The sequence below is a fragment of the Sphingobium sp. BYY-5 genome (assembly GCF_022758885.1).
GTDB lineage: Bacteria > Pseudomonadota > Alphaproteobacteria > Sphingomonadales > Sphingomonadaceae > Sphingobium.
The window spans coordinates 2,919,956-2,946,899 of record NZ_JALEBH010000001.1 but is presented as its reverse complement, the minus strand read 5'-3'; the positions used below and the strand labels follow the sequence as shown (position 1 = coordinate 2,946,899).

Annotated in this window: 22 protein-coding genes; 10 read left to right on the top strand and 12 right to left on the bottom strand. The window is 62.0% G+C overall.

Features of this window, described 5'->3' with window-relative positions; all coding sequences use genetic code 11:
* Nucleotides 1-444: 444 nt before the first annotated feature.
* The 3 genes from MOK15_RS14170 to MOK15_RS14160 all read right to left on the bottom strand — a co-directional run bounded on the left by MOK15_RS14170 (nt 445) and on the right by MOK15_RS14160 (nt 3,770).
* Nucleotides 445-1,149 carry a replication protein A gene (locus MOK15_RS14170; RefSeq protein WP_242932204.1) on the bottom strand — a complete coding sequence of 235 codons (705 nt, stop codon included), beginning with the start codon at nt 1,147-1,149 and terminating at the stop codon, nt 445-447.
* 28 nt (nt 1,150-1,177) lie between these two features.
* Nucleotides 1,178-2,434, bottom strand: a complete 1,257-nt coding sequence (locus MOK15_RS14165) for an integrase arm-type DNA-binding domain-containing protein (protein WP_242932203.1) — start codon at nt 2,432-2,434, stop codon at nt 1,178-1,180.
* 415 nt (nt 2,435-2,849) lie between these two features.
* Nucleotides 2,850-3,770: a LysR family transcriptional regulator gene (locus tag MOK15_RS14160; RefSeq protein WP_242932202.1), complete on the bottom strand. Its 921-nt coding sequence runs from the start codon at nt 3,768-3,770 to the stop codon at nt 2,850-2,852.
* Between the two features lie 97 nt (nt 3,771-3,867).
* On the opposite strand from MOK15_RS14160, the gene MOK15_RS14155 reads away from it, so the two are divergent.
* The 3 genes from MOK15_RS14155 to MOK15_RS14145 are packed head-to-tail and all read left to right on the top strand — an operon-like array spanning nt 3,868 to nt 5,874.
* Nucleotides 3,868-4,659 carry an SDR family oxidoreductase gene (locus MOK15_RS14155; RefSeq protein ID WP_242932201.1) on the top strand — a complete coding sequence of 264 codons (792 nt, stop codon included), beginning with the start codon at nt 3,868-3,870 and terminating at the stop codon, nt 4,657-4,659.
* A gap of 28 nt (nt 4,660-4,687) precedes the next feature.
* Complete coding sequence (locus MOK15_RS14150; protein ID WP_242932200.1) at nt 4,688-4,975, top strand: putative quinol monooxygenase; 288 nt, start codon at nt 4,688-4,690, stop codon at nt 4,973-4,975.
* Nucleotides 4,976-5,031: 56 nt separating this feature from the next.
* On the top strand, nt 5,032-5,874 hold the full coding sequence (locus tag MOK15_RS14145; protein WP_242932199.1) for a type 1 glutamine amidotransferase domain-containing protein: 843 nt from the start codon (nt 5,032-5,034) through the stop codon (nt 5,872-5,874).
* A gap of 392 nt (nt 5,875-6,266) precedes the next feature.
* On the opposite strand, the gene MOK15_RS14140 is transcribed toward MOK15_RS14145, so the two are convergent.
* From MOK15_RS14140 to MOK15_RS14120, 5 genes are all read right to left on the bottom strand, one after another.
* A complete protein-coding gene (locus MOK15_RS14140; protein WP_242932198.1) occupies nt 6,267-7,025 on the bottom strand; it encodes a type 1 glutamine amidotransferase domain-containing protein in 759 nt (252 codons plus the stop codon).
* 78 nt (nt 7,026-7,103) lie between these two features.
* Nucleotides 7,104-7,679 carry a DUF924 family protein gene (locus MOK15_RS14135; RefSeq protein WP_242932197.1) on the bottom strand — a complete coding sequence of 192 codons (576 nt, stop codon included), beginning with the start codon at nt 7,677-7,679 and terminating at the stop codon, nt 7,104-7,106.
* Nucleotides 7,679-9,481, bottom strand: a complete 1,803-nt coding sequence (locus tag MOK15_RS14130; RefSeq protein ID WP_242932196.1) for a monovalent cation:proton antiporter-2 (CPA2) family protein — start codon at nt 9,479-9,481, stop codon at nt 7,679-7,681. Before MOK15_RS14130 ends, MOK15_RS14135 begins: the two co-directional genes overlap by 1 nt.
* Nucleotides 9,482-9,484: 3 nt before the next feature.
* Nucleotides 9,485-9,754 carry a hypothetical protein gene (locus tag MOK15_RS14125; RefSeq protein WP_242932195.1) on the bottom strand — a complete coding sequence of 90 codons (270 nt, stop codon included), beginning with the start codon at nt 9,752-9,754 and terminating at the stop codon, nt 9,485-9,487.
* Between the two features lie 65 nt (nt 9,755-9,819).
* Nucleotides 9,820-10,593, bottom strand: coding sequence for an SDR family oxidoreductase (locus MOK15_RS14120; RefSeq protein WP_242932194.1), 774 nt, complete (start codon nt 10,591-10,593; stop codon nt 9,820-9,822).
* 113 nt (nt 10,594-10,706) lie between these two features.
* Between MOK15_RS14120 and MOK15_RS14115 the strand changes: the two genes are divergently transcribed.
* The 3 genes from MOK15_RS14115 to MOK15_RS14105 all read left to right on the top strand — a co-directional run bounded on the left by MOK15_RS14115 (nt 10,707) and on the right by MOK15_RS14105 (nt 15,793).
* Complete coding sequence (locus tag MOK15_RS14115; protein WP_242932193.1) at nt 10,707-11,636, top strand: LysR family transcriptional regulator; 930 nt, start codon at nt 10,707-10,709, stop codon at nt 11,634-11,636.
* 486 nt (nt 11,637-12,122) lie between these two features.
* Nucleotides 12,123-13,961 carry an AAA family ATPase gene (locus MOK15_RS14110; protein ID WP_278254153.1) on the top strand — a complete coding sequence of 613 codons (1,839 nt, stop codon included), beginning with the start codon at nt 12,123-12,125 and terminating at the stop codon, nt 13,959-13,961.
* A gap of 8 nt (nt 13,962-13,969) precedes the next feature.
* Nucleotides 13,970-15,793: a UvrD-helicase domain-containing protein gene (locus MOK15_RS14105; protein ID WP_242932191.1), complete on the top strand. Its 1,824-nt coding sequence runs from the start codon at nt 13,970-13,972 to the stop codon at nt 15,791-15,793.
* A gap of 97 nt (nt 15,794-15,890) precedes the next feature.
* Here the strand turns inward: MOK15_RS14105 and MOK15_RS14100 are convergent, their stop codons facing one another.
* From MOK15_RS14100 to MOK15_RS14090, 3 genes are read right to left on the bottom strand one after another with little or no spacing between them, the layout of a single operon-like run.
* Nucleotides 15,891-17,342: a hypothetical protein gene (locus MOK15_RS14100; protein WP_242932190.1), complete on the bottom strand. Its 1,452-nt coding sequence runs from the start codon at nt 17,340-17,342 to the stop codon at nt 15,891-15,893.
* Entirely contained in the window at nt 17,342-19,222 is a 1,881-nt protein-coding gene (locus MOK15_RS14095; RefSeq protein WP_242932189.1) for an SIR2 family protein, read from the bottom strand. The genes MOK15_RS14100 and MOK15_RS14095 overlap by 1 nt, the downstream gene beginning before the upstream one ends.
* 12 nt (nt 19,223-19,234) lie before the next feature.
* The gene (locus MOK15_RS14090; protein ID WP_242932188.1) at nt 19,235-20,416 is read right to left on the bottom strand and encodes a Fic family protein; all 1,182 of its coding nucleotides are present in this window, start codon (nt 20,414-20,416) and stop codon (nt 19,235-19,237) included.
* 745 nt (nt 20,417-21,161) lie between these two features.
* On the opposite strand from MOK15_RS14090, the gene MOK15_RS14085 reads away from it, so the two are divergent.
* Both MOK15_RS14085 and MOK15_RS14080 read left to right on the top strand, forming a co-directional pair.
* A complete protein-coding gene (locus MOK15_RS14085; RefSeq protein ID WP_242932187.1) occupies nt 21,162-23,198 on the top strand; it encodes a ParB/RepB/Spo0J family partition protein in 2,037 nt (678 codons plus the stop codon).
* Between the two features lie 133 nt (nt 23,199-23,331).
* Complete coding sequence (locus MOK15_RS14080) at nt 23,332-23,748, top strand: hypothetical protein (protein WP_242932186.1); 417 nt, start codon at nt 23,332-23,334, stop codon at nt 23,746-23,748.
* On the opposite strand, the gene MOK15_RS14075 is transcribed toward MOK15_RS14080, so the two are convergent.
* A complete protein-coding gene (locus MOK15_RS14075) occupies nt 23,729-24,280 on the bottom strand; it encodes an AAA family ATPase (RefSeq protein WP_242932185.1) in 552 nt (183 codons plus the stop codon). The genes MOK15_RS14080 and MOK15_RS14075 overlap by 20 nt on opposite strands.
* A gap of 700 nt (nt 24,281-24,980) precedes the next feature.
* Here MOK15_RS14075 and MOK15_RS14070 point away from each other — a divergent pair.
* Nucleotides 24,981-25,301, top strand: a complete 321-nt coding sequence (locus MOK15_RS14070) for a DUF736 domain-containing protein (RefSeq protein WP_242932184.1) — start codon at nt 24,981-24,983, stop codon at nt 25,299-25,301.
* 384 nt (nt 25,302-25,685) lie between these two features.
* Nucleotides 25,686-26,531, top strand: coding sequence for a DUF932 domain-containing protein (locus tag MOK15_RS14065; RefSeq protein ID WP_242932766.1), 846 nt, complete (start codon nt 25,686-25,688; stop codon nt 26,529-26,531).
* Nucleotides 26,532-26,944: the final 413 nt, after the last annotated feature.

Sequence of the window (26,944 nt, the reverse complement as noted above, 5' to 3'; positions counted from 1 at the left end):
GTCGCGCACCTCAAGATCGGTCACCAGCGCGCGCATGGGCTCCACCCGCAGCAATCGATCATCGGACCGATGCCCGCGGACCCGCCACCCCTCGAAGCGCGCTTTTCCCCCCGCCTCGCCCGCGCGCTTTTCGTGTCGGTTTTGATGCACCGATCGAAGAGGCTTTGGGGCCGCGCAGGCTGGGCGCTTCAGGGCAATTTCCCGTTCCCATGCACTGATGCATTTTGATGCACCTGGAGGGGGTCGCTGCGCGCCCCAGGCATGTCGCGCTCTCGGCAGGGGAAATGGCTGCCTTTGGGGCACACCAAAGCCGCTTGCGCCCGCTGGGGAGCAATCGCACCGCCATGGGCGGTGCGTCCTGCCTCTCAACCGGAGGGGAGCTATGCGGGGACCATCGCTTATGAGACCGGATCCACTCACCTGCGCACGGCGAAGCCGTTCCTTCTATATATCCATGCCAGGATTCTGGCTGCTCGGTGAACTCGCGTTACTTTCCAGCAAAAGCCCGATGCGGCCAAGGGTTGCGGCAAGCGTCTCGTCGTCGATCATCGCGTGCATACGCCGGTCGGCCGGCAGCGATGCCAGCATGGCCTCCATTTCCCGCGCCGCGGTCTCGCGGCGATGGAGATCATCCGCCGGGACAGGCCCCTTGCCGACAATCCGGTCCACGATCCGCCGCGCCGCTGCCGGGAGGCAGAAGCGATAGGCATTGGTGATCTGGCGCACCTGTGGTCCAAAGCCCTCATTGCCGGTCGGCTCGGTCCTGCGGATCCATTCCAGGAAGCCATGCTCCCTCAATCGGGCCATGGCCTGGACGATCGCGGCCCGGGATCGGCGCAGCTGCCGCATCAGATAATCGATCGAGGGCTCGAGCCTGCCGGTCTTGTAGTCGACGATGCGGTAAAGCTCGCGCAGCAGTTCCAGCGCGATATGACCAAGTGGCCCATTGCGCTTGCCTGCCTGTTTGCGCTGGCGATCATAGGCCTCGGCCGCCCGGATATGTGCCCATTTGTCCTTTGGGTTCACCGGCCGCCAGAAGCGGCCCTCGCGCGCCCCGGCATGATAGCTGTTGCGGCGAACGGGCTGAAAGGTCCGCCGCGCCTTGTGCTCGATACCCGTGGCGATCTCGAAAAGGGAGCGCGCGCTCATGCGGCGCCTCCTTCAGCCCAACTGCCCCTTAGCGGCGTGGACCTTCCAGCAGCGCCATGGCCGGCGGCATATCCTTCATCAACAGGTCCGCCCACTCCTGCACGATCTCGCGCCGTCGCGGCATATAGGCAGCCCGGTTGTAGCTCGCTTCCACACCCTCGGGAATGTGCGCCAGCATCAGGTCGATGATCGCCCGGTCCCCTGCCAGCCCCTGCGCCTGTGCCCGTTCGTTCATGATGGTGGAGAAGGTCGAGCGCCAGCCATGCGGCACATGACGCCCATGGGATACCAGTCGATTGTAGAGATAGCCGACCGCATTTTCGCTGATCGGCTTGTGTGCATGGCGCTGGCTGGGAAAGACAAGGCGGCTGTGGGGTGCAAAGGCCCGCGCAGCGTCCAGCACCTCCGTGGCCTGACGGGAGAGCGGCAGCATGAAATCGAAACGTGGGTCGATCTTGCGGTCGAGCTTCAGCTTCATCCGCGTGGCAGGAATCCGCCAGACCGGTTCGTCCGGGTCCAGCCCTTCCAGCTCCGACCACATTGTCGTTCGCAGGACGCCCTGTCGCAAAGCAGTGAGCGCCAGCATGCGGGACGCGAGCTTGGTCATGGGATGGGCGGGTGCGGCCTCCACCTGCCGCAGCAGCGCGCGGGCTTCCTCCAGCGTGGCGAGTGCGGGCTGCCGTCCCTTGATCAGCGGCTTCAGCGCAGCCCTGATCGGGGCTGCCGGATCGGCATCGGCAAGGCCGGATGCAATGGCATAGGCATAAACGGCCGAGATCCTCTGCCGCACCCTTCTTGCCGTTTCGATGGAAGGCCGGTCCTCGATTGCCCGAATCACCTCCAGCACCATGGGCGAGGTAATGCCCTTGATCGGCAGGGCGCCGATCTTCGGGAACACATCCTGCTCCAGGCTTTTGATCACATCGGCCGCATGGCGAGGCACCCAGCCGCCCAACTGCTGACCGTGCCAATCGCGGGCAACCGCCTCGAAGGTCGCTTCCGCTTCCTCCAGCCGTATCGCAGCCAGCTGCTTGGCCTGCAGGGCAGGATCGATCCCGCTCCTGAGTAGGCGCGCGCCATTCTCCCGCGCTTCGCGGGCGGCGCTCAGGTTCATGTCGGGATAGCTGCCCAGCACCAGCCGCTTTTCCTTGCCGGCAAAGCGGTACTTCCAGCGCCAGGAACGAAAGCCGGTCCTGGTAACGAACAGGTAGAGACCGTGAGCATCGGAGAGCTTGTAGTCCTTCTCCCCTGCTTTGGCCTTGCGGCATTGCAGGTCGGTCAGCATCCGGTGCCCCCATTCCTGCAAATTGATGCCCCCACAGTGCCCCCGAATCGTTCAAGCTTTCACGAGAACATATGAGATACAGGGAGATTGCAGACACGCAAGAAATAACGCATTCCTGCGCCTTTTGAGACGATGCAGGATCAATCAAGAAAAGGTGATGGCGGGCAGCGCCCGATGAAAATGAGCACTACGAAATCGTCATAACCCTCTGATGATTATGTGGATACTCCGTGTTATGCGGCTATCGGCGGGTTTCGGCGGCGTTTGCGTGCCTAACGACGGCCATCTCGGGTTTTTACTAGGCGCCCGCATATCCCTCTAGCCCTCCACAATGCAGCCCGCTGAACACGTACCCACTGCGAGACTGTGGCTGGTCGTCATGTCACTGGGCATCCCAGCACGAACTTACCGCTTATTACGATGCCATCTTCAGGAGTGGTTTTTCATCCAGCGTCTCGATCATGTGCTCAATGAAGGCGCGCACGCGGTGGGGTAGCGGTCCGCCGCCGAGATAAACGGCATGGACCAGCTCCAAATCGCCCGGATTGCACTCTTCGAGCAGAGGGACGAGGCTTCCCTCGGCAATTTCCGCGGCTACGTGAAACACGCCCAGCCGCGCAATGCCGGCGCCGGCGAGCACCATCTGCTTCATGGTCTCGCCATTGTTCACGACAAGGCTACCGGTGACCGCCTGCGCGACATCCCGATCCTCGAACCGGAAAGGCCAGGATGGCCGGGTGCGACGGAAGTTGAATGTCAGGCAGTCGTGGCGTTCGAGATCGGAGGGCGTTTCCGGCCTGCCACCACGCGCGAGATAGGAAGGGGCGGCGCAGACGACGCGTCGGCTCTGTCCGAGCTTGCGGGCGATCAGGCCGCTATCCGGCAGATTGCCCATGCGAATGGCGACATCGGTCTTCTCCGCAACCAGATCGACGATTCCATCCGTGAAGCTCAGATCGACGACCAGGTCGGGATTGCGGGCGATGAAGGCGGGCATGGCCGGCGCGACGAACATCGTGCCGAACGGGATGGTGGCATTGACCCGCAGCCGTCCCCGCACCGAGCCGCCAGATGCTTCCCGATCGGCATCGTTCAGATCCTGCAAGATCTTGAGCGCGGCATGATGATAGGCCTCGCCTTCCTCCGTCAGGGTCAGCGCACGGGTCGTGCGCAACAGAAGGCGGGTGCCGAGCCGCGCCTCAAGGCGCGCGATCAGTTTGCTGACTGCCGACGGCGTGATGTCGAGGCTGCGTGCAGCGGCTGAGAAACCACCTTCCTGCACGACCCGTACGAACACCTCCATCTCGCCTGATCGCTCCATCAGAATACGCGACATTGGTGATCCTCATTCACAGGTGCATGTCTAACTGCGGCAATAGTTCTCCCGGGTCTCAAATCATAGATTGCGTTCAGACACAATCTGGAGACGTTCTATGGACCTGCAACTAAACGGCAAGACCACTCTTATAACCGGCGCCACCGCGGGCATCGGGCTCGAAATCGCCCGCGCGCTCGCGCTCGAAGACGCAAACGTCATCATCACCGGCCGCGACCAGGCCAGGCTCGATGCGGCGATCGGCAATATCAAGGCGTCCGGCGGCAAGGCCATAAGTGGTCTACTGGTCGACGCCGCAACGGCGGAGGGCGCCGCGCTGATCGCCAGGGCCGCCCCGGCGGTCGATATCCTCGTCAACAATCTCGGCATCTACGAGAGCAAACAGTTCGGCGAGATCACCGACGCGGACTGGAGCCATCTGTTCGATGTGAACGTGATGAGCGGCGTGCGCCTCTCGCGTACGTATCTGCCTGGTATGCTGGAACGGAACTGGGGCCGGATCATCTTCATCTCAAGCGAATCCGGCCTCGCCATTCCGGCCGACATGATCCACTACGCCACCACCAAGACAGCGCAGCTCTCGGTATCGCGGGGCCTCGCGCAACTAACTCGCGGTACCAATGTCACGGTGAACGCGGTGATGCCGGGGCCGACCCGTTCGGACGGCATCGAGACCTTCCTGCGCAGCCAAGCCAGCGACCCATCCGCTCCGATCAAAGAAATCGAGGCTGAATTCTTCGCCACGGCGCGCTCGTCTTCGATCCTGCAGCGCATGGTGGAGGCGGAAGAGGTTGCAAACCTCGTCGCCTATCTCGCCAGCCCGCGTTCCTCCGCAACCAACGGCGCCGCGCTGCGCGCCGAGGGCGGCCTCGTCAACACCATTGCCTGAAAGCGATCGTTCAATGTCCCAATCTCCTTTGACTATCGTTGCCATCACCACCGCCAAACCGGGCAAGGAAGCGGCGCTCGGCGCCGTGCAGGAAAAGCTGGTCGCCGAGACGCTGCTCGAGGATGGCTGCCTGCGCTATGAGCTGCACCAATCGCTCGATGATGGCCGCGTCCGCATCTTCGTCGAGACCTGGGCAAGCGAAGATGAGTGGCGCGCCCATATGGACGGCGCCGCCATGCAGCGCTTCCAGGCCAGTGGCGTGGGCGATTACTTCGCCGACTTCGCCCTGCATCGCCTGACCAAGGTCGCGGGCTGACCGGCCCCACCCTTCACCAGCCACGCCAAGATTTTCCGACATCCGGAGACAAATCGATGAGATTCTTACGCAGCCTCGCGATCACCCTTGCCCTCGGCTTCAGCGCCACCGGTGCCCATGCCGAAAATGTCCTCGTGGTCCTGTCCGATTCCGACCGTCTCGATCTGAGGGACGGCAAGGTGTTCGAGACCGGCTTCTACCTCAATGAACTGATGCAGCCGGTCCAAGCCTTGCTCGACGCCGGCCATGACATCACCTTCGCCACCCCGAAGGGCACCGCGCCGACCGTCGACAAGACGTCGATCGACAAGATGTACTTTGGCGGTGACGAAACGGCGATGAAGACAAGTGAAGCGCAGCTTGCCAAACTGGGCCTCCTGTCGCGCGAGAAGTCGCCGGTTGTTAGCCTCGCTCGTATCGAGCAGATCGGCTATGATCATTTCGATGCAATCTATGTTCCCGGCGGCCACGCGCCGATGCAGGACCTTCTGGTCAGCCCCGAGCTCGGCCGGCTGCTGACGCATTTTCATGAGACAGGCAAGACGACCGCACTGACCTGCCATGGTCCCATCGCGCTCCTCTCGACGTTGCCGAATGCGCCGGGCTTCACGAAGCAACTTGAGATATCCGGAACCGCCCAACCCGATGGCAAGTGGATTTATGCCGGCTACAGGCTCACCGTTCTCAGCAACAGGGAAGAGGAATTGGCCAAGGCATTGCTGAACGGCGGCCAGATGAAGTTCTATCCGCAGACGGCGCTGGAGCAGGCCGGCGCGAAGTTCAGTGAGGCTGAAGCGCCTTTTGCGGCCCATCTCGTCACGGATCGGGAACTGATCACCGGACAGAACCCGGCCTCTGCCGTAGCGGTAGCCCAGGAGATGCTGAAGCGCCTGAAGTAGCCGTAGAAGCGCATACCGTGGGTGTGTGACCGCTTTTGCGCAGCCTTCGTACTGCCGATGGTCAATGATGACAGTGCCCTCAGATCGCCCTTTGGAGTCCGACCGCGGCGTGCGCATTGGGTCCCAATTCGTGCGTAGCGAGGACAGGAACAGCCTCTGGATGACTTACGGCTTTCCGGCAGGTTGCCCGGATCTTCGGAGCGATCAGCTTACTCTATGTGCGCCACAGCGCCCGATTCCCGGATAAGCGCTGCGGCCACCAAATCCACCCTGGCGAGTAGCTATGGGCGGCACTGGTGCCGCAGCGGCGATTGTGTGTCGAAAGGCGGCAATATCGGACGATAGACGGTTGGATCGGGTGATCAGACATCATTCTGCCGTTCATGGGACCATCAATCTTCGTCGAGAGCCTCCAGAACGAGTTCGGCTGTTATCCCGCTGCTGTACTGTTGTTGGCCGGTGATCAGGCGGCCGTCGCGGATGGCAAACGGCTCGTTGGCGGCACGGCAGAGGAAGCTCGTATTGTCGATGCCTGCCGCTTCGCTCTGGATGGTGTATTCGTTCAGCGTCATGCCGAAGGCGGTGTTGACTTCCTCTTCCTCCTCGTCGGTGAAGCCCGTCCATTTCTTGCCGTCGGCCAACAGCTTGCCGTCGAACAAGCGGGTCCAGAGCAGCAGCGAGGAGCCGTGGCAGATCAGCGTGACGATCTTGCCCTTCTCGTAGAAGGCAGCGATCAGGGCGTGCAGCGCGGTATCGTCCTTGAACGTCAGGAGAGGACCGCCGCCACCGGCGACCCAGACTGCGTCATAGTCGTCCACCGAGATGCCGCTGATCGGCAGGGTGTTCTTCAGCATCGCCCCGAACTTCGGGTGCTGGACGAAACCCAGGCTGATGAGATCGTCGGCATAGGCGCCGCCGGGCGCGCGTGGATCGCTATGGGTGTCGAACATCACCTCGCCGCCTTTCGGCGAGGCGAGGTCCACATGATGTCCAGCCTCGGTGAACATCAGGAAGGCCCGTGTCATCTCCTCGGCGAAGAAGCCGACCGGAAAGCCCTTGAGCTCAGCCGTGTTGGAGACGATCGACAGGATACGACGCGGCTTGCGCTTCACGCCGGTGCGTGTTTCGATTTTCAGATCCGATGCTGACATGTGCAGATTGCTCCTTGCTAGTGATTTTGGAGCATCCATTCAGGCTCCGTCCGGCGATACGTGATGATGTCGAGGGTCTTACCCTTGAAAGCCGCCTCCCTTGAGATAGGCGCTCTCCTCCGCCGTCGTGGTCCGGCCCAGCATTGAATTGCGGTGCGGAAACCGTCCGAAGCGGCGGATGATGTCGCGATGCCCCTCGGCATGCGCCAGCCAAGGCTGGCCCAGTTCGGCGTTGAGCAGCACGGATAGCTCTTGATCGGCCATTTCCTCGGAATGGGCAAAAGGCAGACAGAAGAACAGCCGGAGCTTCGGCTTGACGCGCGCCATGTGCCGCACGTCCAACGCGAGCCGGGCATAGTGACGGGCGAGCGGGTCGGTGGCGTACATATGCGCTGTCCCGCGAAAGGCGTTGCGCGGAAACTGGTCGGTGAGGATCAGCAGAGCGAGTGCCCCATCGGGACTCGCGATCCAGTCGTCGCACCGTCTTGCCGCTACCTCCATATGGAGATCGAGGAACCGTTCACGGAAATCGCGATCGAAACCCGCGTCCTTGTCGAACCAGCGGTCTTGCCCGCCCGCCTCCAGCCAGAAGCCAGTGACGGTCGAGATCCGATCCTCGCCTTCGCAAGGCATCCTGTTGCGCCGCGCGATCATCAAGCCGCGCCTGGGCCAGCGGGAACATCCCTGCACGGTGTGTTGCCATGGATCAGGTCCCGACCGGCATAGATGCCATCGGCGGTCTCGAGGGCGAAGCGCTCGCTATCGCGTCGACGAACGTCCTCCATCACGCGCCCACGTTCGTCCTCATCCACATCCATCAGTTCAAGCGCCTTCTGGCCGAGAGCCAGCGCCGATTCGAAGGTCTCACGGATCTGATAGTCGACGCCTGCATGGATCAGTTCGATGGCATGCTCGCGGTCGAAGGAGCGCGCCAACACCGGAACCAGCGGGAACTCCGTCTTGACCAGCTCGGCGACCTTCAGGCTCGCCTCGCGGTCATTGACAGCGATGACGATGAGGCGGGCGTTGTGCGCGCCGGCGGCGTGCAGGATATCGAGACGCGCGCCATCACCATAATAGACCTTGAACCCGAAATCCTGCGCATCCCGGATGGCGTCTGTGTCTGTCTCGATGATGGAGATCGAACAGCCATTGGCCAGTAGAGGCTGACTGACAATCTGGCCGAAGCGCCCGAATCCGATCAGCAGCACGCTGGCCGACAGATTCTCTGCCGCCTCGACCCCCTCCATCGATGGCGCGGGCTTCGGCATCAACCGGTCGTGCAGGATGATCATGAGCGGGGTGAGCGCCATCGAGACGATGATGGTCGCCGTCAGGGTGGCGTTGGCTTCACCGTCGATGATGCCGACTGAGGCCGCCGCGGCGTAGAGCACGAAGGCGAACTCGCCGCCCTGCGCCATCAGCACGGCGCGCTCGATCGCCTCGCGGTTGCCCACCCGGAACAGGCGGGCGACCACATAAATGCCGATGGTCTTCAGCACCATATAGGCGATGACGGCGAGTAGGATCAGCCGCCAGTTGGCGGCGATGACCGTAAGGTCAAGCGACATGCCGACGCCGAGAAAGAACAGGCCGAGCAGGATGCCGCGAAACGGCTCTACATCGGCTTCGAGCTGGTGACGGAACGAGGATTCCGACAGGAGAACGCCGGCGAGGAAGGCACCCATCGCCATAGACAAGCCGCCAAGCTGCATGGCGAGCGCGGCGCCGAGCACGACAAAGAGCGCCGCCGCCGTCATCACCTCGCGCGTCTTCGCCTTACCGAGAATTCGGAACAACGGGTCGAGTAGGTAGCGGCCGGCGAGGATCAAGCCGAGGATAGAGGCAAGACCGATGGCGACGGCGGTCAGCCGGCCGGCGAGCGTGGCGTTCTCGCCGCCGGGCGCGAGGAAGGCGACGAGCGCCAACAGCGGCACGATGGCCAGGTCCTCGAACAGCAGGATCGCAACGATGCGGCGGCCTCTCGGCAGGCCCATCGCCCGGCGCTCCTCAAGCATCTGCATGACGATCGCGGTGGAGGTCAGCACGAACCCCGTGCCGGCGACGAAGCTCTGTGCCACCGGGTAGCCGAGCGCCAGGCCGACACAGGTGAGCAGGCCGATGCAAATGCCGACCTGAACCAGACCAAGACCGAAGATTTCTCCACGCATCGACCAGAGCCGCGAAGGCTGCATCTCCAGACCGATGATGAACAGGAACATGACGACGCCGAGCTCGGCAACGTGCAGGATGGCTTGCGGATCGGAGAACAGACCGATGCCGAACGGGCCGATGGCCAGGCCGGCTGCCAGATAGCCGAGCACCGAACCGAGGCCGAGCCGCTTGAACAGTGGCGCGGCGATGACCGCCGCGCCGAGCAGCACGACGACCGGAATGAGATTGAAGCCGCCATGGGAGGCGGCTTCGGCGGCGTGCGAGACGGTCTCGGCAGCCATCGATCAGCCTCTTGCCAGTTGCCAGGCTAAGATGGCGGCGAGTGCTGCCGGCACGGCGAAGACGACGAGCAGGATCGGCAGTTCCTGGGCGACTGTATAACCCGCCCTGGTCACGCCGACCCACATGTTGACGAGCGCTACGGCAAGCCAGGTGGGAACAAAAGCCTTCGCCGCTGTTGCGATCCCGGCGACATCGCCGCCCCAGAGCTTCCCGAACAGGGCGAACACGCCCAGCAGGACAACTCCTCCGATGATGACAAGCAACATGTGCATGAACGCGCCCCTGTTCCGGCGAAGCCGGCGGCGCCGCCCGTGAGAACGGGCCGCCGCGGCCGACCTTACTTGGTGGTGTAGCCGCCGTTGACGAGAATGGTCTGGCCGGTCATCCACCAGCCGTCGGAGACCATGAAGCGGATGTAGGGGACGATATCCTCGATGTCGGTGAGGCCGGTCTTGGAGAAGTTCGACAGCGCCGCAGCGGTCTTGTGATAGGCGACCGCGTCTTCGCCCTCGGCCGGATAGAAGAACGGCGTGTCCATCGGGCCGGGGCCGATCGCCGTCACCGAGATGCCGCGCTCGCCGAACTCCTTGGAAGCTGCCCGCGTGAAATGCTCGACCGGCGCCTTGGTGCCGGCATAGGCGGCGTAGAATGGCGTGAACGCGCCGAGCAGCGAGGTGACGAGCGTCACCAGCTTGCCGTTGTCGTTGAGGTGCTTGCCGGCTTCCTTGATGAAGAAGAAGGCGGTCTTTGAATTGACGGCGGTCATCTCGTCGTATTCGGCTTCCGAGATCTCGACCATCGGCTTCTTCAACACCTTGCCGACGGTGTTGATAGCGATGTCGATCCCGCCCATCGCTGCCTTCGCCTCAGTGAACAGTTTCTCCACCGCGCCCGCCGTGGTGAGATCGCCCTGGAAAGCGAAGGCGTCCGCGCCAGCCGCCTTGATCGCGGCCACGGTCTCGTCGGCGGCCGGCTTGGTAGCGCTGGTATTGTAGTGCACGGCGATTGCCTTGGCTCCTTCGCTAGCGAGATCGCGGGCGATCAGTCCGCCGAGGTTCTTCGCGCCGCCGGCGATGAGAACGGTTTTTCCCTTGATGCTGTGATCGGTCATTGGCGTGGCCTCCTTCGGTTGCCGGCGGCCACCCGAACGGCCGCTTCCTGCACCGCACCATATCGTCTACAGTTCTGTCATAAAGCCGCTTATTCTGACATCACCTGTCAGAAATGCCGACCAATAAAGTAGTACAGGCGCCCTTGGACCGCATCGATCTCTTCCGCACCTTCACCCGCGTCGTCGAATGCGCGAGCTTCACCCGCGCTGCCGACACGCTTGGCATGCCGCGCTCATCGGTGTCGGCTGCGGTGATCGAACTTGAAGCGCGAGTCGGCGCCCGCCTGCTTCACCGCACCACCCGAAAGGTCTCCCCGACCCAGGATGGCGCGGCCTTCTACGAGCGCTGCCTGCGGCTGATCGCCGATGTCGAGGAGACCGAGGGCCTGTTCCGGCAGACTTCGGTCGGGCCGAGCGGAAGCCTCAGGATCGACGTGCCTGGCCGGATCGGACGTCTCATCATCGCGCCGGCTCTGCCGGAATTCCTTGCCCGGAATCCTCAGCTCGACATTGAGCTGCGCGTCACCGACCGGGCGATCAACCTCGTCGAGGAGAGCGTCGATTGCGTGTTGCGGGTCGGACCGCTGAGCGATTCCGGCCTTATAGCCCGCAAGATCGGCGACCTACCGCTTATCAATGTCGCCAGCCCCAGCTATCTCGCCCACTACGGCGTACCCGTCGCGCCCGGCGATCTCGCGGCGCATCTCGCCGTCAATTACGCCTCCCCATCGACCGGGCGCGTGGAAGATTGGGAGTGGATCGAGGATGGCGAGATGCGCACGCGCCCCATGCGCAGCCGCGTCACCGTGAACAGCGCCGAGGCATATATCGCCTGCTGCCTCGCGGGCCTCGGGCTGATCCAGATCCCTGCTTATGACGTGAAGAGCCATCTCAAGGCGGGCGAACTTGTCGAGGTGATGCTTCGTCATCAGGCGGAACCAATGCCCATGACGCTGCTCTATCCGCACCGTCAGCATCTATCTCGGAGGCTCCAGGTCTTTGCAGACTGGCTCGAGCAACTCCTGAAACGGGAAATTCTGTAGGCAATGGCAGGCTACCGAGTCGCCTTGCTGCGGTGTGTATCAGCAGGCAGAGGATCGAATCGGAACCCTCGTTGGAAATCCGTGCGGTTATCGGCGGCGTTTGCGTAGGCATAGCGAAGAATATCGCGCCATGGCGTAGAATCGGCGGGGCTGGCGGGCGGCGCCAGATGAAGATGAGAACTATGAGATAGTGATAAGCCTTTGACAAATATGCAGATATTCGACGCTATGCAGCGGTCGGCGGCTTTCGGCGGCGTTTGCGTATCAAACGACGGCAACATCGTGCATTTGGCGGCAGGTTTTCGCCGCCTATCGAAGGCCTGTTCTTCGCTCCTTCGCCGGTCACGGCGAAGCGTGTCCGCACTCTCACTCTCGCCACGCTCCATTAGCAACTGGAATGATCGCTCGGGGAAACGGCCGCCGCTGACACGGCGAGTGACGTGCCGTTGATTTCGCGGTAATCGTGAAGCAGGCAAAACAATAAAAATGCTTGGCGTCAGGGGGGCTGCTTTGAAGATTTACGCCGTATCGATCGAGAATTTCCGGGGCATCCGATCTGCGAAGCTCGTGCTGCCCGACCATGCTGTCCTCATCGGCGACAACAACACGGGCAAATCCTCTGTTCTGGAAGCGATAGATCTTGCACTCGGGCCGGATAGACTGAGCCGCCGCCCTCCGGTCGATGAGCATGATTTTTTCGAGGGCAAGTATCTTCCCGTGGCCGCTGCCGCCCAGGAGGGAGCCGTACCCGATGAGGCTGAAGAGGCAAACCTCGCCGAGGCCCCGAAGATCACCGTCGAAGTCATAATCATCGGCCTGTCAGAAGAGCAGGAGGCCAGGTTCGGCGGCAATATCGAGTGGCTCAATGTCGAAACCGGCGATTTCTTCACCGAGGCCAACCCGGCGGGTGTCGATGTCGCAAACATCAAGGCGGCGCTGCGCGTGACCTTCATCGGCGCCTACGATTCCGATGAGGACGATTTCGTCGGCAACACCTTCTATTCGCGCAGCCTGACGGAGGCGGACAAGCCCGAGCCGTTCTCCAAGAAGGACAAACAACATTGCGGCTTCCTGTTCCTGCGCTCCCTGCGCACCGGCTCTCGCGCGCTGAGCCTTGAGCATGGCAGCCTTCTCGACATCATCCTGCGGCTGAAGGAAATTCGGCCGCAGATGTGGGAAGGCACGATCGGCACGCTCGCCGCCTTCGACGTGGCAAGCGACCCCGCGATCGGCATTTCCGGCGTACTCGACAGCATCGACAAGTCGCTGAAAAAATATGTTCCGCGCGAATGGGGTGTGAAGCCGCACCTAAAGGTGTCGAACCTCACGCGTGAGCATCTGCGCAAGGTCGTCACCGCCTTCATCGCCACCGGCGATGGCGATCACGCCGCGCCCTTCTATCGCCAGGGCACAGGCACGATCAATATGTTGGTCCTAGCAATGCTATCGCAGATCGCCGAGGATAAGCAGAACGTCATCTTCGCCATGGAAGAGGTCGAAACCGCGATCCCGCCCTATGCGCAGAAGCGGATCGTGCATGAGCTGCGCAAGCTGGCCGCGCAGTCGATCGTCACATCGCATTCGCCCTACGTCCTCGAGGAATTCAAGCTCAACGAGACCGTGATCCTGTCGCGGGCCAATGGCGGTGTGCTCAGCCAAGCGCAGATTGCGTTGCCCGACAGCGTAAAGCACAAGCGCTATCGGCAGGAGTTTCGCACGCGCTTTTGCGAAGGCCTCCTGTCCCGCCGCGTGCTCATCGCTGAGGGCGCGACCGAGGCCAGCGCCTTTCCGGTGGCCGCGCGCCGGTTGTCGGAGCTAAACCCCGCCACCTATGCCTCGCTTGAGGCGCTCGGCATTTGCATCATCGATGCGGGCACGGAGTCCCAGATCGCCGATCTCGCCGGTCTGTATAAGGGTCTTGGCAAGCGGACGTTCGGGCTTTGTGACAAGCAGACCGATCCGGCGAAGGCAACGATCGAAGCGCAGGTCGAGCGGCTGTTCATGCACGAGGAAAAGGGGATTGAGGATCTCATTCTCAAGAATACGACCGAGGATGCACTTGAGCGGTTTTCCGACGCACTCGACTGGCCGCCGCATATCCTCGTGAAATATCCCGATCCGAAGGCCAGTGTGATCGCGGCGCTGAAAGAGTATTTCGGCTGGGCAAAGGGCAATTGGGGCATCGCCGATTTCCTCGGCCAATGCTCCGAGGCCGAAATCCCGTCCTGGATCCGCGATGCCTGCATAACGCTGAAGGCGATCTGTGATCCGCCAGCCGCGCCGCCGGTGCCGCCTGCGCCGCCAACTCTCGCGCCGGGCGCTTAGAGGGTGCGATGGTCGATCTGACGCCGGCGCAAAAGAATGTTCTGAACGCCGAGGGACATCAGCTCGTCGTGGGTGGTCCTGGTTCGGGCAAGACCACTGTGTCGATCTTGAAGGCGGCGAAGATCGCGCGCGAAAAACTGAGGCCGGGGCAACGCATCCTTTTTCTCAGCTTCGCGCGCGCGACCGTCTCGCGCGTGTTCGAGGCGATTGATGAAGAGCAGTCGGTCACGAAGGAGGAAAAGAAGCGAATCGAGGTGGATACCTATCACTCTTTCTTCTGGCGCATCCTCAAGGCGCACGGCTATCTGGTCGGGTTTCCGCGGCGCATGACGATCCTGACGCCGCCGAACGAGGCGATTGCGCTGTCGGCAGTCCGCAGCGGCTTCAAGCCACCGTCCAAGTTGTCGGACGAGGAGAAAGCGCAGAAGGCCGCTCTGGAAGTGGCCGAGCGCATGCGGTTGGCGACTAACGAGGGCAAGGTCTGTTTCGACCTGTTCGCGGAGCGGGTGGCCATCCTGCTGCATGGCTCTGCCAAGGTTCGCGAACTCGTATCGACCATGTACCCGTTTATCATCCTGGACGAGTTCCAGGACACAAGCGCCGAGCAATGGCGCGCGGTCGAGGCGATCGGGAAGAGCAGCACGCTGATCGCGCTGGCCGATCCTGAACAACGGATCTTCGATTTTATCGGTGCCGATCCCGAGCGGCTGAACCACTTCAAGGAGACGTTCAAGCCGTCCGAGCACGACCTAGCCGGGGACAATCACCGGAGCAAGGGCACCGATATCGCGATCTTTGGCAATCACCTTCTCTCCGGCAAGTTTCGCGACGAGCCCTATCAGGGCGTTGAATATGAAGGGTTCGCGTCGAACCCCAATCAAGCCTATGCGTCGCTCGTCACGCAGGTTCTGCAAGCGCGGCAACGGGTAATCGCGCTCGGTCGCCGTGACTGGTCGCTCGCCATCCTAGTTCCGACGAAGCGCATGACGCGACTGGTGTCGGACAATCTGCGCGCGCCGTTCGGCAACGTGCCGCCGATCACGCATACGGCGGCGGTGGATATGGAAGGCCCGATCCTTGCTGCCGAGGTGATCGCGTTCCTTCTGCAAAAGCGCAGTCACGGCGGCTGCTTCGATGAATTTATCGACGTGCTCTGCAGCTTCTTCGACGGACGCGGCGGGGCGGCACCTACGAAGGGGCATCTGGCCGACGCCGCGCGCTTTAGGTCGGCGCTGGAAAAGTGGAATGGATGCCTCGCCAAGGGCAAGGCACCGCCGGGTAACAGTGTCCTCCAGGCCACGTTTGCGGTCCACCAAGCCGCGATGGTCATCGCTTTAACCGGACAGCCTGATGCCGACTGGACTGCGGTTCGAGAAGTCCTTGAGGCCGGCGCCTGCACGCGGCTCGCCGAGGTGGCGCAGGAAGCCCGCAATGTCCGCCTGCTAGAACGCGGTACGCAGCTCCGTCAGAGCCTTTCACAGGATTGGCGCGACACCGGCGGTTATAAGAACGCCCTCGCCATTACGCGGCAGGCATTCGTCCAGGAGCATTTCGCGATGGCGCACAAGCCTGAGTCCGGCGTCGTCGTGATGAACATGCACAAGGCCAAGGGGAAGCAGTTCGATGAAGTGATCATCTTCGAAGGCTGGCCCAAGCGTGTGAAGGGAGAGATCGTGGGCAACCCTGATCGTATCGTCGGCGGCAACGTGATCTCAGGTGCGATGACACAGGCCCGCCAGAATTTGCGCGTCAGTGTGACCCGCGCGAAGAGCCGCACGACGATCATGTCGCCCAACGACGATGTTTGCGTCCTGCTGATCCCCATCCAATAAAGCTAGGTGGCGGGCGCGAAGGATACGCGATGAAAAAGTTGAGGAAGCGGACGCCGATCCGACCGTGCAAGCCCTTAAAGATGTGGGCGCAGGATGCTCACATGAATAGCCGATAAGGATAAGCATTTTTAGGTAAGTCGGGCACGTTCGCTATCGTGCGGGCCAATTTCTGCGAGTAACGAATGCTAACCGGAACAGGGTCATAAAGCGCGTCGTTGTTCCAATCCATCTTGGTCAATGCAAGCGCTTCGTGGGCGATCAATTCGAGCGGACCGCTGCCGGCATGACGGATTAATTGCAGAGGGCGCGGTATACTCTTTTTGCCCTGATAATAATCACCTTTGGTCGATACTTCGGGCGCATTGCCCGCAACCCATACCAGCGCGGAGTTGCCGGAGCGTACCACCATCGTTCCCCGAGGCACGGGATAGCCTGATGGCTTTGTGGGCGGCTTTTTTTGGCCGGACTCGATCAGCCAGACGCCGCGCCAGCAGGACGCCGAACTGACCTCGACACACTCGATCTCCGCGACCCCGGCTAGCGCATCGAACGCCCCATCAATCTCGCTCTCTTTGAACGCCGTAGTCTTGTGAATGACCATTCGCTTAGGGAGGTTGCCACCATTGCGGCCTTGGTAGAGTGACAGGCTACGGGCAAGAACCGCGCGCATGTCGTCACGGCTCAGAAACGGATTCCTACGCGCCTCGGCAAGGTCGGCAACGGGGTCCTTGGCCTCGAAGGCCACAAACTGCATACCGCCACCATCCATGTCGAACACCTGCGAGCAGCACGTCACATAATGTGCGTCCCGCTGATCGCCCCGCAGAGCATAAGCGAGCCCTATATATGCTGTGTCGGTCGGTACGCCCTTCAGCGGTGCCAGCTTCCACGGCGTACCGGCGGCTTTCACATAAAGAGCGGTTGCCAGTCTCCAAGCGAGCGACGCCTTGTGCGTGAAAGTGAAAACACGGTCGTTCAGCACCTGGGTCGGGATATTGTATCGAGCACCAAGCGCCTTGAGCACGTCGTGGGCGTCGAAGAACTTACTGCGTGTGGCTGGACTCCAGCTATCTGGGAAGTGAACAAGCACAACATCGAAGTCGTTGCGCACCAGGTCAAGCCGTTGGAGGGCTGCTTCCATCGCGTGATAAAGGCGAGCTTGCGGGTCGCCCTCTCCGGGCAACTCGCGAATGTGCTCGGGCCATTTGATATGGGCCTCGCGCGGTGCTGCTTCGAGAGCTACGCGGAAAAGACGCTCGAAGCCGGGATATTGTGGAACATATTCTGACCTGTCGGACGGTCGATGCGCGTTCCGCAATAATAGCATCAGTTCGCCGCGTCGTTTGAAGGCGCTCTCCGGCCCTACTGTCGCGACCCTTATTCGTGAGGTGTAACCACCGAACGACCCCTTCGAATAAGGTCCAAAGTTCGCGAGACCCCGAAGCGGATGGACGTCGACATGCGTTGTATCCGAGGGGGAGAAAGAAAGGCCCGGCTCGGTGAGCAACGTGAACGGCGGAAGCTTTGTCGAAGGGACCGAACTGCTCATTACGTGGTCCTGTCGAAATAAGCGTGGTGATGACCTGGGCGGCTCCAGCCCGTGACTGGTGAAACTTCGAACACGGCGTCCATTCCCGCCCCGTCTTGCAGCCCGAAAGCTCGTTTCGTCTTGCCGCCAGTGTCGGTGAGAAGTTGGGCCCACGCGGCGATGATGCTTGCCCAGTTTCTGTTATAGCGCTGCGCCCAGCGTTCCCTGCGCCAATCGCCCGCTGGATCACCACCGCGCTCAGGTCGCGCGCCCATGGGGTCGGAGCCGGAGTTTTCCGTATGCTCCGAACTCCCAGCCTCGGTCGCGTCGGCACGCGGAATGTGCACGAACGTGTAGGGCTCAAAGCCGAGCCACCAGCGCCCGTTGATAAGGTCCAACTTCAGGAACAATCCCTCCTGAAATGGGAAGCCGAGGCCAGGAACAGTGCCTGTCAGATCGCTTTTGTAGGCGTTACGAAGGTTCGACAGCACCTGCGCGTTCCGACGTGCCTGTTCACGATTCTCTCCATCGCGGGGTGGGGCTATAACTACGGAATGGCCGCTGCGCTTGTAGCGCGGAATAAGCGGTAGGCGGCGCGCCAAGCTTCTAACCAGTGCATCATAGATGAGGCCCATGGCCCAACTGTCGGCGGCTGGATCGAGTTTGATTTCGCAGTCGAGCGTCGCTCCAAGTGTTGCAAGCGCATTGAGGATCTCTTGATCTCTGCCGAAAACAGCTAATTCCCGCCCGTTCGCAGCGACTGTCGCTCTGACCCCTTTCTCCTTCAGCATCTCGCGAACTATGGGAGAAGTCGCATTTTGCGCGAGTTTCATGCGCCGGGCGGCGCGCGGCATACTTTCGATTAGCAACGAGGAATAGCGCAGGACTGGAAAGCTGCGGGCTTCAGTCGTCGGCAGTTGCACCGGAACCAGGCGTGGTGTCGGACGCCCTTCCATTACCCGATCAAAAAGCGGCTTAGGTAGATCGGTTATCTTGATGACATCGGCAGCCAGTTCGTCGAAAGTCGCGCACTCGACGACGGCCACGTCCACGCCGGCCGCTTCGGCCCGACCTAGGAATTCGCCTACTGCGGGCAGTAAGCGCGAAGCTGACGAGGTGAGCCAATACAGTCCGTTGGGAAATGGCGACGGCGCATCGAGAACCGTGTTCAGCGCCTCCATAATGGAAGCGTCGCGTCCGCTATAGCCGACGAAGATCATTCCGAAACGTTTGCCGGATTCCACCAGCACATGCCGCATCCGGACGTCCTGTTCCTCCAACTCCGATCCCGTGTTCTTAATCGCGATCGACTGATAATCGCCATGGAGCTTAGCGACCAACGGCCAGTCCGATTCACTGAGGCACCGCATGGCACGGTCGGCGGAATCGATCGCCGCCACAGTTGGGCGGTTCTGGTCATCTACCGGCAGGATTGCATTTGCCGAATGTGCCGACTCCTCGATGAGCGGATCGAAATTCGTCGTGAAAACGCTGTGGACCTTGCCAGCGGCCATAAGACTGCCAAGCACCTTATGTCCAAAGCAGGGAGTACCCTTGGAGATCGCATCGTCGATATATTGTCGGCGATGCCGGGCCTCTGGATACACCGCTTCGAAGGCCTTGGCATATTCCGTAGGATCACCGTCAGGCGGCAACAGCGAGTTTTGCCGGAAAAAGGCATCGATCCTGTCGATCCACACTGGATCAGCCGTATCGATCTCTCGCTTTGACAGGTTTGTCTCGCGGCAAAAGATTTGCGCCTTGAAATCGCGGATCATGGCATAGCCGGTTGGGATGCCAGATGCGGCCGATGCGCCTGCGCCAAGGAACCACGCCACAAGATTTGGCCTAAGATCGAAGGCGGTCGCGAATTGTGCGGCGGATATAGTTTTTATCGGCACAGGCTCCCCCTTTCAGGCAGTCGTGGGGAGCGGGTCGGTTCCCTCGCTCAAGATGGCGAGATATCGCCGGTAACTGAACACGCGCCCCCGTTTGCGCCCGGTGATTTCCGCGACGATGCCAAATCGCTCTAGATCGGCGAGCGCAGCATTGACCGTGGGGGCTGAGAGACCTGTTTTCTGAACAAGCCGGTTGGCGGTCAGGAACGGGTTTTGCTGAAACAGATCGTGGATACGCAGCGCCGAGCCTGCCCGGTCGCTCTCTGTCGTAATCCGGTCGCGGTCTTCCTTGAACAGATCGACGATCCGGGTAGCAGCCTCGAAGGCTTGATTGGCCGTATCTGCAACGCCGGTTAGGAAGAAATCGAGCCAGGCTTCCCATGCCCCGCGTTCGCGCACCTCTTGAAGCAGACGATAATAGTCGGACCGATGGGTTTTCAGGTAAAGGCTCAAATAAAGTAACGGCTTGCGCAGCACACCGTTGACGCAGAGATACAACGTCACCAGCAAGCGACCGATTCTGCCATTGCCATCAAGGAACGGGTGGATGGTCTCAAATTGAACGTGCAGCAGTCCGGCCTTGATGAGGGCGGGTAGACGCGAGCCGTCCTCGTGCATGAAGCGCTCAAGCGCATCGAGACAATCATCCATCTCCGTCGGCGGCGGCGGCACGAACAGCGCGTTACCTGGACGTGAGCCGCCGATCCAGTTTTGAGACCGCCGAAACTCGCCGGGATTTTTCGTGCCGCCACGCCCGCTTTGTAGTAACCGTTGGTGCATCTCGCGGATCAGACGCAGCGACAGCGGCAAGTCTTCCAGCCGCTCCAGCCCATACATCATCGCCTCGACATAATTCGAGACTTCGCGGATGTCGTCGATCGGCTGCCCGGCTTGCGCTTCGGTCTCGAAGCGGAGAAGGTCCGAAAGGGTCGATTGCGTGCCCTCGATCTGGGATGAAAGGACCGCCTCCTTCCTCACATACATGTAAAGGAATAGCTCCTGGCGCGGGAGCAGCATGGTGATGCCGTCCAGACGCCCCAAGGCGCGTTCCGCCAGACTTAGCCGCTCCAGAAGGGCCAACACGTCGATCGGCGGTTCCGGCGGCAGTGGGGGCGGCACGAACGCACGCACGATCTCACCCGCTAAAGGGGTCTCGACAAAGCGGCCTAGCCGGAGGTTGGAAGCTGATTCGGACATGCCCTCAATATGCGCGAGCAGTCTTATTTAAGCAATTGGCTCTTGGCTTAAATAGGGGTTGAGCTACTGTAAGTCCCCTTAAATAACGGGCGACACCAGGGCGGGTACACCGCGCGAACCGCTCCTATGGCTCACGCAAAATCCTTCTGAGGAAATCGTCCAGCCGAGAAACCGCTGCTTCGGCCGACGTAGAGCTACGGATCATGCTGATCTCGAGTGCCTCCAAAGGAGGCAGCCCCTCCGCCGTTCCGACAACGCTAAGCGTGGGCGGCACACTCGATGCGGCGAGGCCCGCCACCGCCAGCCCGGCTTGCACCACGGCGCAGAGGCCGAGGAGACTCGCACTCGAAACCGTCATCGGTTGGCACTCCCCGAGTACTACGCTTTTGAGCCCAGCCTTTCTCAAGCCGTGATCTCGTCAGCGCCGGAGATGGCGATCAGGATACACGCATTTCAGGTTCAGCGGCTTTGCACATCCTGATCCAGCTTTTTGCTCGGCTCCCGCTGGCGCTCACGCCGGACGGGTTGCTTGGGGGCGCTGCCCCCTGGCGCGGCGCAAGGGATCGCTGACGCTCGTCCGGGCCGGTATCCCCAGCCTTCCTCCACGTCGTTCCGCCGTTCCGTGCAGGCCGGGTGATCCCCCTCCGGCCCGGCCGCCCTTGCACCTTGCACCCCCCGGTCTCGGCGACGGCCAGGGTTGCAGCGCAGCGCTGCGCTCCAACCCAAGCCAATGAGGATCAAGATCATGACTGACACCATCGACACGACAACCACGGTTCCCGAAGCCACCGCCATTGAAAACGGCGCGGTGCTGTTCGTGCCGCTGAACAAGTTGAAGAAGTCACCCAAGAACGCCCGCAAGACCCCGCACAGCGAAGCCCACATCGAGGCGCTGGCGGCCAGCATCGCCGCCAAGGGGATACTGCAAAATCTGGTGGTGGAGCCAGAGACGAACGCGGAAGGCGAGCCCACCGGAAGCTACTTCGTGACCATCGGCGAAGGCCGGAGGCTGGCGCAGTTGCTGCGCGTGAAGCGCAAGCAGATCAAGAAGACGGAAGCCATACGCTGCGTGCTGGATACCGAGAATGACGCGGCGGAAATCAGCCTTGATGAGAACGTTACCCGTGAAAGCATGTCGCCCGCCGATCAGTTCGAACGATTCCGGGAGCTTTCCGAGCGCAGGGGATGGGGCGCGGAGGAAATCGCCGCCCGGTTCGGGGTTTCGGCCCATGTCGTGAAGCAGCGGCTTCGCCTTGGCGCCGTCAGCCCCAAGCTGATGCAGGTCTATCGAGACGGCGGCTTGTCGCTGGACCAGTTGATGGCCTTTGCCATCACCGAGGACCATGATCGGCAGGAGCAGGTTTATGAGAACCTGTCATGGAACCGTGAGCCGTCCACCATCCGGCGCGATCTAACCAAGATGAATGTCGCGGCGACCGACCGGCGCGCCCTCTTCGTCGGAGCGGACAGCTACGCCGAGGCTGGCGGCACCATCATCCGCGACCTCTTCACCGAGGATCGGGGCGGCTATTTCGAGGATGCCGCGCTGCTCGACCGGCTTGTCATCGACAAGTTGGAAGGCGTTGCCGCCGAGGTGCAGACGGCAGAGGGGTGGAAGTGGACTGCCGTTCACATCGATTTCCCCCATGCGCACGGAATGCGCCGCACCTATCCGCATCCGGTGGACCTGTCGGAGGAAGATGCCGCCGCCTATGACGCATCACAGGAGGCGTACGACCGTCTGACCGCCGAATATGACGGCTATGACGAATTGCCGGACGAGGCGGACCAGCAGTTCGGGGAGTTGGAAGCGGAGATCGAGCGGATCGACGCCAAGCGTCATGCCTATGACGCTGACGAGATCGCGCGGGGCGGCGTGTTTGTCATCCTCAATCATGACGGCACCGCCCGGATCGAACGCGGCTTCATTCGCGCCGAGGACGAGGCCCCTGAACCAGAGGAAGAAACCGGCATCGTGGACGGCGTGACCGTCACCGAGGATGGGGAAATCATCGGGGATGAGGGAAGCGGCGAGGACGAGGAAGCCGAACCGCACACGGAGGACGAGGACGCCGGGGATGCGGGCAAGCCGCTATCGGACCTTCTCATTCGCGACCTGACGGCCCACCGCACCCTTGGTCTGCGCCTCGCTCTTGGCGAGCAGCCGGATATTGCGTTGATCGCCGTGGTTCACGCCATGGCGGCGCAGACCTTCTATCGTGGCGGGGAAGCTTCCTGCCTCGAAATCCGGTTGACCAGCGCCTATCTCGCCTCCCACGCGGACGGGATCGAGGACACGCCCGCCGCGAAGGCGCTGGCGGATCGTCACGCCGGATGGGCGTCGGATATGCCCCGCGACGTGGCGGACCTGTGGGCCTTCGTCGCCGGTCTGGACAATGCCAGTCTCATGGCCTTGCTCGCTCATTGCGCCGCGATGACCGTCAATGCGGTCAGGTTGCCGTGGGAGCAGAAGCCGAATGCCCGTGCAACAGCGGAGAAGCTGGCGACGGCGACGACGCTGGACATGACGTCGCACTGGACCCCGACCGGGCAGACCTATCTCGGGCGTGTGACCAAGGCGCATATTCTCGCCGCCGTGCGGGAGGCCGTCAGCGATGAAGCCGCCGAACGGATCGCGGGCTTGAAGAAGACGGAGATGGCGCAAGCCGCCGAACAGCTTCTGGCCGGAACCGGCTGGCTCCCAACCGTGCTGCGCACCACGCGACCCGCATGGCTCGACGCCGAGCCGGACGCGGACGCCTACCTCCAAGCCGCTGAGTGAGAACCGGGCCGGGATCGTGCAAGCGGTCCCGGCCTTCCTCTTTCCCACCCCGAAAAGATCGCGGTCGCGCGGGGATCGCCCCCGCGCGACCCGCCGATGACCGTGACCGTCATCGGTTCAGGAGGAACTCGCGATGTTCGTGCTCATGTTGATGGCCGTCGCACTGGTCGCCGGTCTTTGCGTTCTGGCCTATACGCTCGCCGTCTATGCGCTGCCATTCATGATCGCCGTAGAGGCAGCGCGATGGGCCTACGCCTCCGGCTCCGGACTGATCGGTGCGGGCGTGGTCGGGCTGGTAGCGGGTGCCGCCGCCTATGGCCTGCTGATCGCCATGTTCATGGTGGTGCGTACGCCGATTCTGCGCCTGATCGTAGCGCTCGTCTTCGCCGCTCCCGCTGCCATCGCAGGTTACGCGCTTGTCCATGGCGTCACGCGAGAAGCTGTGCCATCCGAAATCTGGCGCGTCATCTTCTGCGTGATGGGGGGCGGCGCCACCGGCCTGTCGGCAGTGATGCGGCTTGCGGCTGTGTCTATCGGTCCTTCCCGATAGCTCCATCGAGAGACGTCAACACGAAATCCGCGCGCTGCATTGTCGGCGTCTTCGGCAGCGGGATCACCTCATAGCCCAAGGCCGGGAACGCATGTATCAGGCGATCATACTCCGTCACCGCTGCGTCGAAGCCATGCTTGCGCTCCGCATCGCTCGCATAAATCTCCGGCCAAGGCGGAGCCATGAACATGCGCGGATAGTAGCGGTGCGTGGCGCAAAGGGAGCGCATGACCGGATCGCCGGTCAGCGCCTCCAGCGCCGACGCGGCGTCAACGAGACCGCGATCGAAGAATACCCATCCGTCACGATCCGCAGCAGCCGCCCAGTCAGCCAGCGCCATATCGATGGCGCGGCGCAGAAACGCCGCCAGATCGAGCCACGGCAGCGCGCTTCCGCCAGAGGCCAGTTCCTCGCTAATGATGCGGCGGCCAGGTTCCTCTACAACCGCATGACCGCGCCCCTTTAACTCAGTCAGCAGGGTCGATTTCCCGCCGCCTGAGCAGCCGGAAATCACGACAAGACCTTTCTTCAAGAAGCAACATCCTTTCGTAGAATATGGCTGGATTGGGAGATGAGCCCGCCCACCGCTTCCTAGCGCTGCCCTCCGGGCCGCGCTCTCGGCTGCGCCGGCACCACGCCCACCGGCGCGTTTCCGCCGTCCGACTTCGATCGCTAACGCGAGAATCGCGCTGACAACACGAAGCCTTGCACGAGAGGTGGCATCTTCGGAGATATTTCAATTACCGTTGCGGCGCGACCTGCCGCGAGACTTTCCCGTGTCTCCCGATCACGGCCCTGAAATTAGTATGGGCGCTCGGGTCGCCCAGCCCGACCGACTGAACTGCAAAGCCGGCCCGGCGGCGAGCATTCAGCACACCGTATCGCGTGAACGGAGGATGCCGCGGCAGTCTGCACGTTCCCGCCAAAGCGTGGCCGGGCCATCCGACGCCTGAACGTCGGATCTCGATCTGTCGGTTCATGGCGTGTATCGCGTCGGACAACGGACCTCATCGCCAAGGTCACGTCTCCTTCTGCAGGGCCGCGCCCACGGCGCCCTCGAATGGCATGGGTCTGACCGAAGACCGGCTTCGCCTCGATCGATTTCCCGCAACGTCCGTCGCCGGCCGCCTTTCACTGCGTTCCAGCCCTGAAGGGTGCGGGCCGATCGTCTCCGGTCGCACGACCACCATCGAGGTCGCGATAGGCGCGGCCCGTGGAACGGAGTAACGACAATGGCGACCATCGGCACCTTTACCAAGAACGACAATGGCGCGGGCTTCACCGGCACGGTCAAAACCCTGACCCTCAGCGTCAAAACCAAGCTCGTCCCCATCGAAGGCGAAAGCGAACGCGGCCCCGATTACCGCATCATCGCCGGCCCATCCGTCGAGTTCGGTGCAGCCTGGAAGAAAACCGCCCGCGAGACTGGCCGCGAATATCTCTCGGTCAAGCTGGACGATCCGAGCTTTCCGGCCCCGATCTACGCCAGCCTGGTCGAGGACGAGAGCGGCGAAAGCCACAATCTGATCTGGTCCCGCCGCAACGGTGATTGAAAACGGACATCGCTGACGAAGCCCCGCCGCGCGCGGGGCTTCGTCATGCTTATCCGCCGTCCTGAAGGGAATACGGCAATCAGGATATGCGGCTTTCAGTCTCAGCGGCCATGCACATCCTGATCCAGCTTTGTGCCCGGCTCCCGCTGAGGCTCACGACGGGCGGTTGGCTTGGGGGCGCTGCCCCCTGGCGCGGCGCAAGGGATCGCTGACGCTCGACCGGGCCGGTATCCCCAGCCTTCCTCCACGTCGTTCCTCCGTTCCGTGCAGGCCGGGTGATCCCCCTCCGGCCCGGCCGCCCTTGCTCCTTGCACCCCCCGGTCTCGGCGACGGCCAGGGTTGCAGCGCAGCGCTGCGCTCCAACCCAAGCCAATGAGGATCAAGATCATGACCTACAGCCTCGCCACCCGGTTCGGCCGCAACTCCCACCAGATCAGCGGGCGCGAAGCCCTCGACAACGAAACCCTCTATCGACACGTCCCGTCCATCTTCGCCCGCGAAGCCCATGACAGCCGTTCGGAGCGCTATGTCTATGTTCCCACCATCGAGATCGTTGAGGGGCTGCGCCGGGAAGGATGGTTCCCGTTCTTCGCCGTGCAGGCGGTTCCGCGCGATGGCGAGCGCATGGGTCACGCCAAGCACATGCTGCGCCTGCGTCGGGACGATGGCATCGGCAAGCCGGAGGCGGCGGAAGTCATCATCGTCAATTCGCATGACGGGACCAGCGCCTATCAGATGTTCGCGGGCGTGCTGCGTTTCGTCTGCACCAATTCAATGATCGCGGGCGAGCGGTTCGAGGAAGTCCGCGTTCCGCACAAGGGCGGGATACAGGATCAGATCATCGAGGGCGTCTATACGGTGGCAGAGGATTTCCCGCGCCTGATCGACGCCACGGAGAGCATGAAGGAAACCCGGTTGTCGCAGGCCGAACAGCAGGTGTTGGCGGAGGCCAGCCTTGTCGCCCGCTATGGCGAGGAGGAAAGCCCAGTCCGTCCAGACCAAATCACCGCACCGCGCCGCCGCGAGGATGTCGGGCAAAGCCTGTGGCAGACCTTCAATGTCATTCAGGAAAATCTCATCCGGGGTGGACTCAGCGGACGCCGCCAGATGTCGGACGGCCGTATCCGCCGCAGCCAGACACGCGCCATCAACGGCATCGACCAGAATGTCGGCCTGAACCGAGCCCTGTGGACGCTGGCCGAGGGAATGCAGCGCCTGAAAACCGCCTGATCGCAAAGCCGTAGAACCGCCACTCCGGTTCTACGGCTTTCTGCCTTTGCGCAACATCGGATTTCCGATTTCGCGCCGATCCGCTTTTGCGGATCGGCGGACTTGCTGCGCAAAAAGCGGCTCGCCGGGCACGCCGGCTCGCCAGAGAACATCTATTCTGATAGTAAAATTTTAACCAATATTGATCGCGTTGAACGATCAACGTATCTCTAAACAATATCTGCAAAATATATCTGAGGTTGTTCACCTTTCTTCTTTCTGGCGCCGCGAGGCGGCGCAAGATTAGAGGTGACGCCATGCCGAGTTCTGATTGGCGCGCGCCGGCCGCTTACGGACATGCGAAAAGCATCTCCACCGCCGGCTTTGCCTGGGAATTTCTCCGCCGCGATGATGATTATCATCGTGACTTTCAT

Excerpts from the sequence above, each read along its gene's own strand:
- MOK15_RS14170 (WP_242932204.1), bottom strand. The coding sequence starts at position 1,149 with ATGAGCGCGCGCTCCCTTTTCGAGATCGCCACGGGTATCGAGCACAAG.
- MOK15_RS14165 (WP_242932203.1), bottom strand. The coding sequence starts at position 2,434 with ATGCTGACCGACCTGCAATGCCGCAAGGCCAAAGCAGGGGAGAAGGAC.
- MOK15_RS14160 (WP_242932202.1), bottom strand. The coding sequence starts at position 3,770 with ATGTCGCGTATTCTGATGGAGCGATCAGGCGAGATGGAGGTGTTCGTA.
- MOK15_RS14155 (WP_242932201.1), top strand. The coding sequence starts at position 3,868 with ATGGACCTGCAACTAAACGGCAAGACCACTCTTATAACCGGCGCCACC.
- MOK15_RS14145 (WP_242932199.1), top strand. The coding sequence starts at position 5,032 with ATGAGATTCTTACGCAGCCTCGCGATCACCCTTGCCCTCGGCTTCAGC.
- MOK15_RS14140 (WP_242932198.1), bottom strand. The coding sequence starts at position 7,025 with ATGTCAGCATCGGATCTGAAAATCGAAACACGCACCGGCGTGAAGCGC.
- MOK15_RS14135 (WP_242932197.1), bottom strand. The coding sequence starts at position 7,679 with ATGATCGCGCGGCGCAACAGGATGCCTTGCGAAGGCGAGGATCGGATC.
- MOK15_RS14130 (WP_242932196.1), bottom strand. The coding sequence starts at position 9,481 with ATGGCTGCCGAGACCGTCTCGCACGCCGCCGAAGCCGCCTCCCATGGC.
- MOK15_RS14125 (WP_242932195.1), bottom strand. The coding sequence starts at position 9,754 with ATGCACATGTTGCTTGTCATCATCGGAGGAGTTGTCCTGCTGGGCGTG.
- MOK15_RS14120 (WP_242932194.1), bottom strand. The coding sequence starts at position 10,593 with ATGACCGATCACAGCATCAAGGGAAAAACCGTTCTCATCGCCGGCGGC.
- MOK15_RS14115 (WP_242932193.1), top strand. The coding sequence starts at position 10,707 with ATGCCGACCAATAAAGTAGTACAGGCGCCCTTGGACCGCATCGATCTC.
- MOK15_RS14110 (WP_278254153.1), top strand. The coding sequence starts at position 12,123 with ATGCTTGGCGTCAGGGGGGCTGCTTTGAAGATTTACGCCGTATCGATC.
- MOK15_RS14105 (WP_242932191.1), top strand. The coding sequence starts at position 13,970 with ATGGTCGATCTGACGCCGGCGCAAAAGAATGTTCTGAACGCCGAGGGA.
- MOK15_RS14100 (WP_242932190.1), bottom strand. The coding sequence starts at position 17,342 with ATGAGCAGTTCGGTCCCTTCGACAAAGCTTCCGCCGTTCACGTTGCTC.
- MOK15_RS14090 (WP_242932188.1), bottom strand. The coding sequence starts at position 20,416 with ATGTCCGAATCAGCTTCCAACCTCCGGCTAGGCCGCTTTGTCGAGACC.
- MOK15_RS14085 (WP_242932187.1), top strand. The coding sequence starts at position 21,162 with ATGACTGACACCATCGACACGACAACCACGGTTCCCGAAGCCACCGCC.
- MOK15_RS14080 (WP_242932186.1), top strand. The coding sequence starts at position 23,332 with ATGTTCGTGCTCATGTTGATGGCCGTCGCACTGGTCGCCGGTCTTTGC.
- MOK15_RS14070 (WP_242932184.1), top strand. The coding sequence starts at position 24,981 with ATGGCGACCATCGGCACCTTTACCAAGAACGACAATGGCGCGGGCTTC.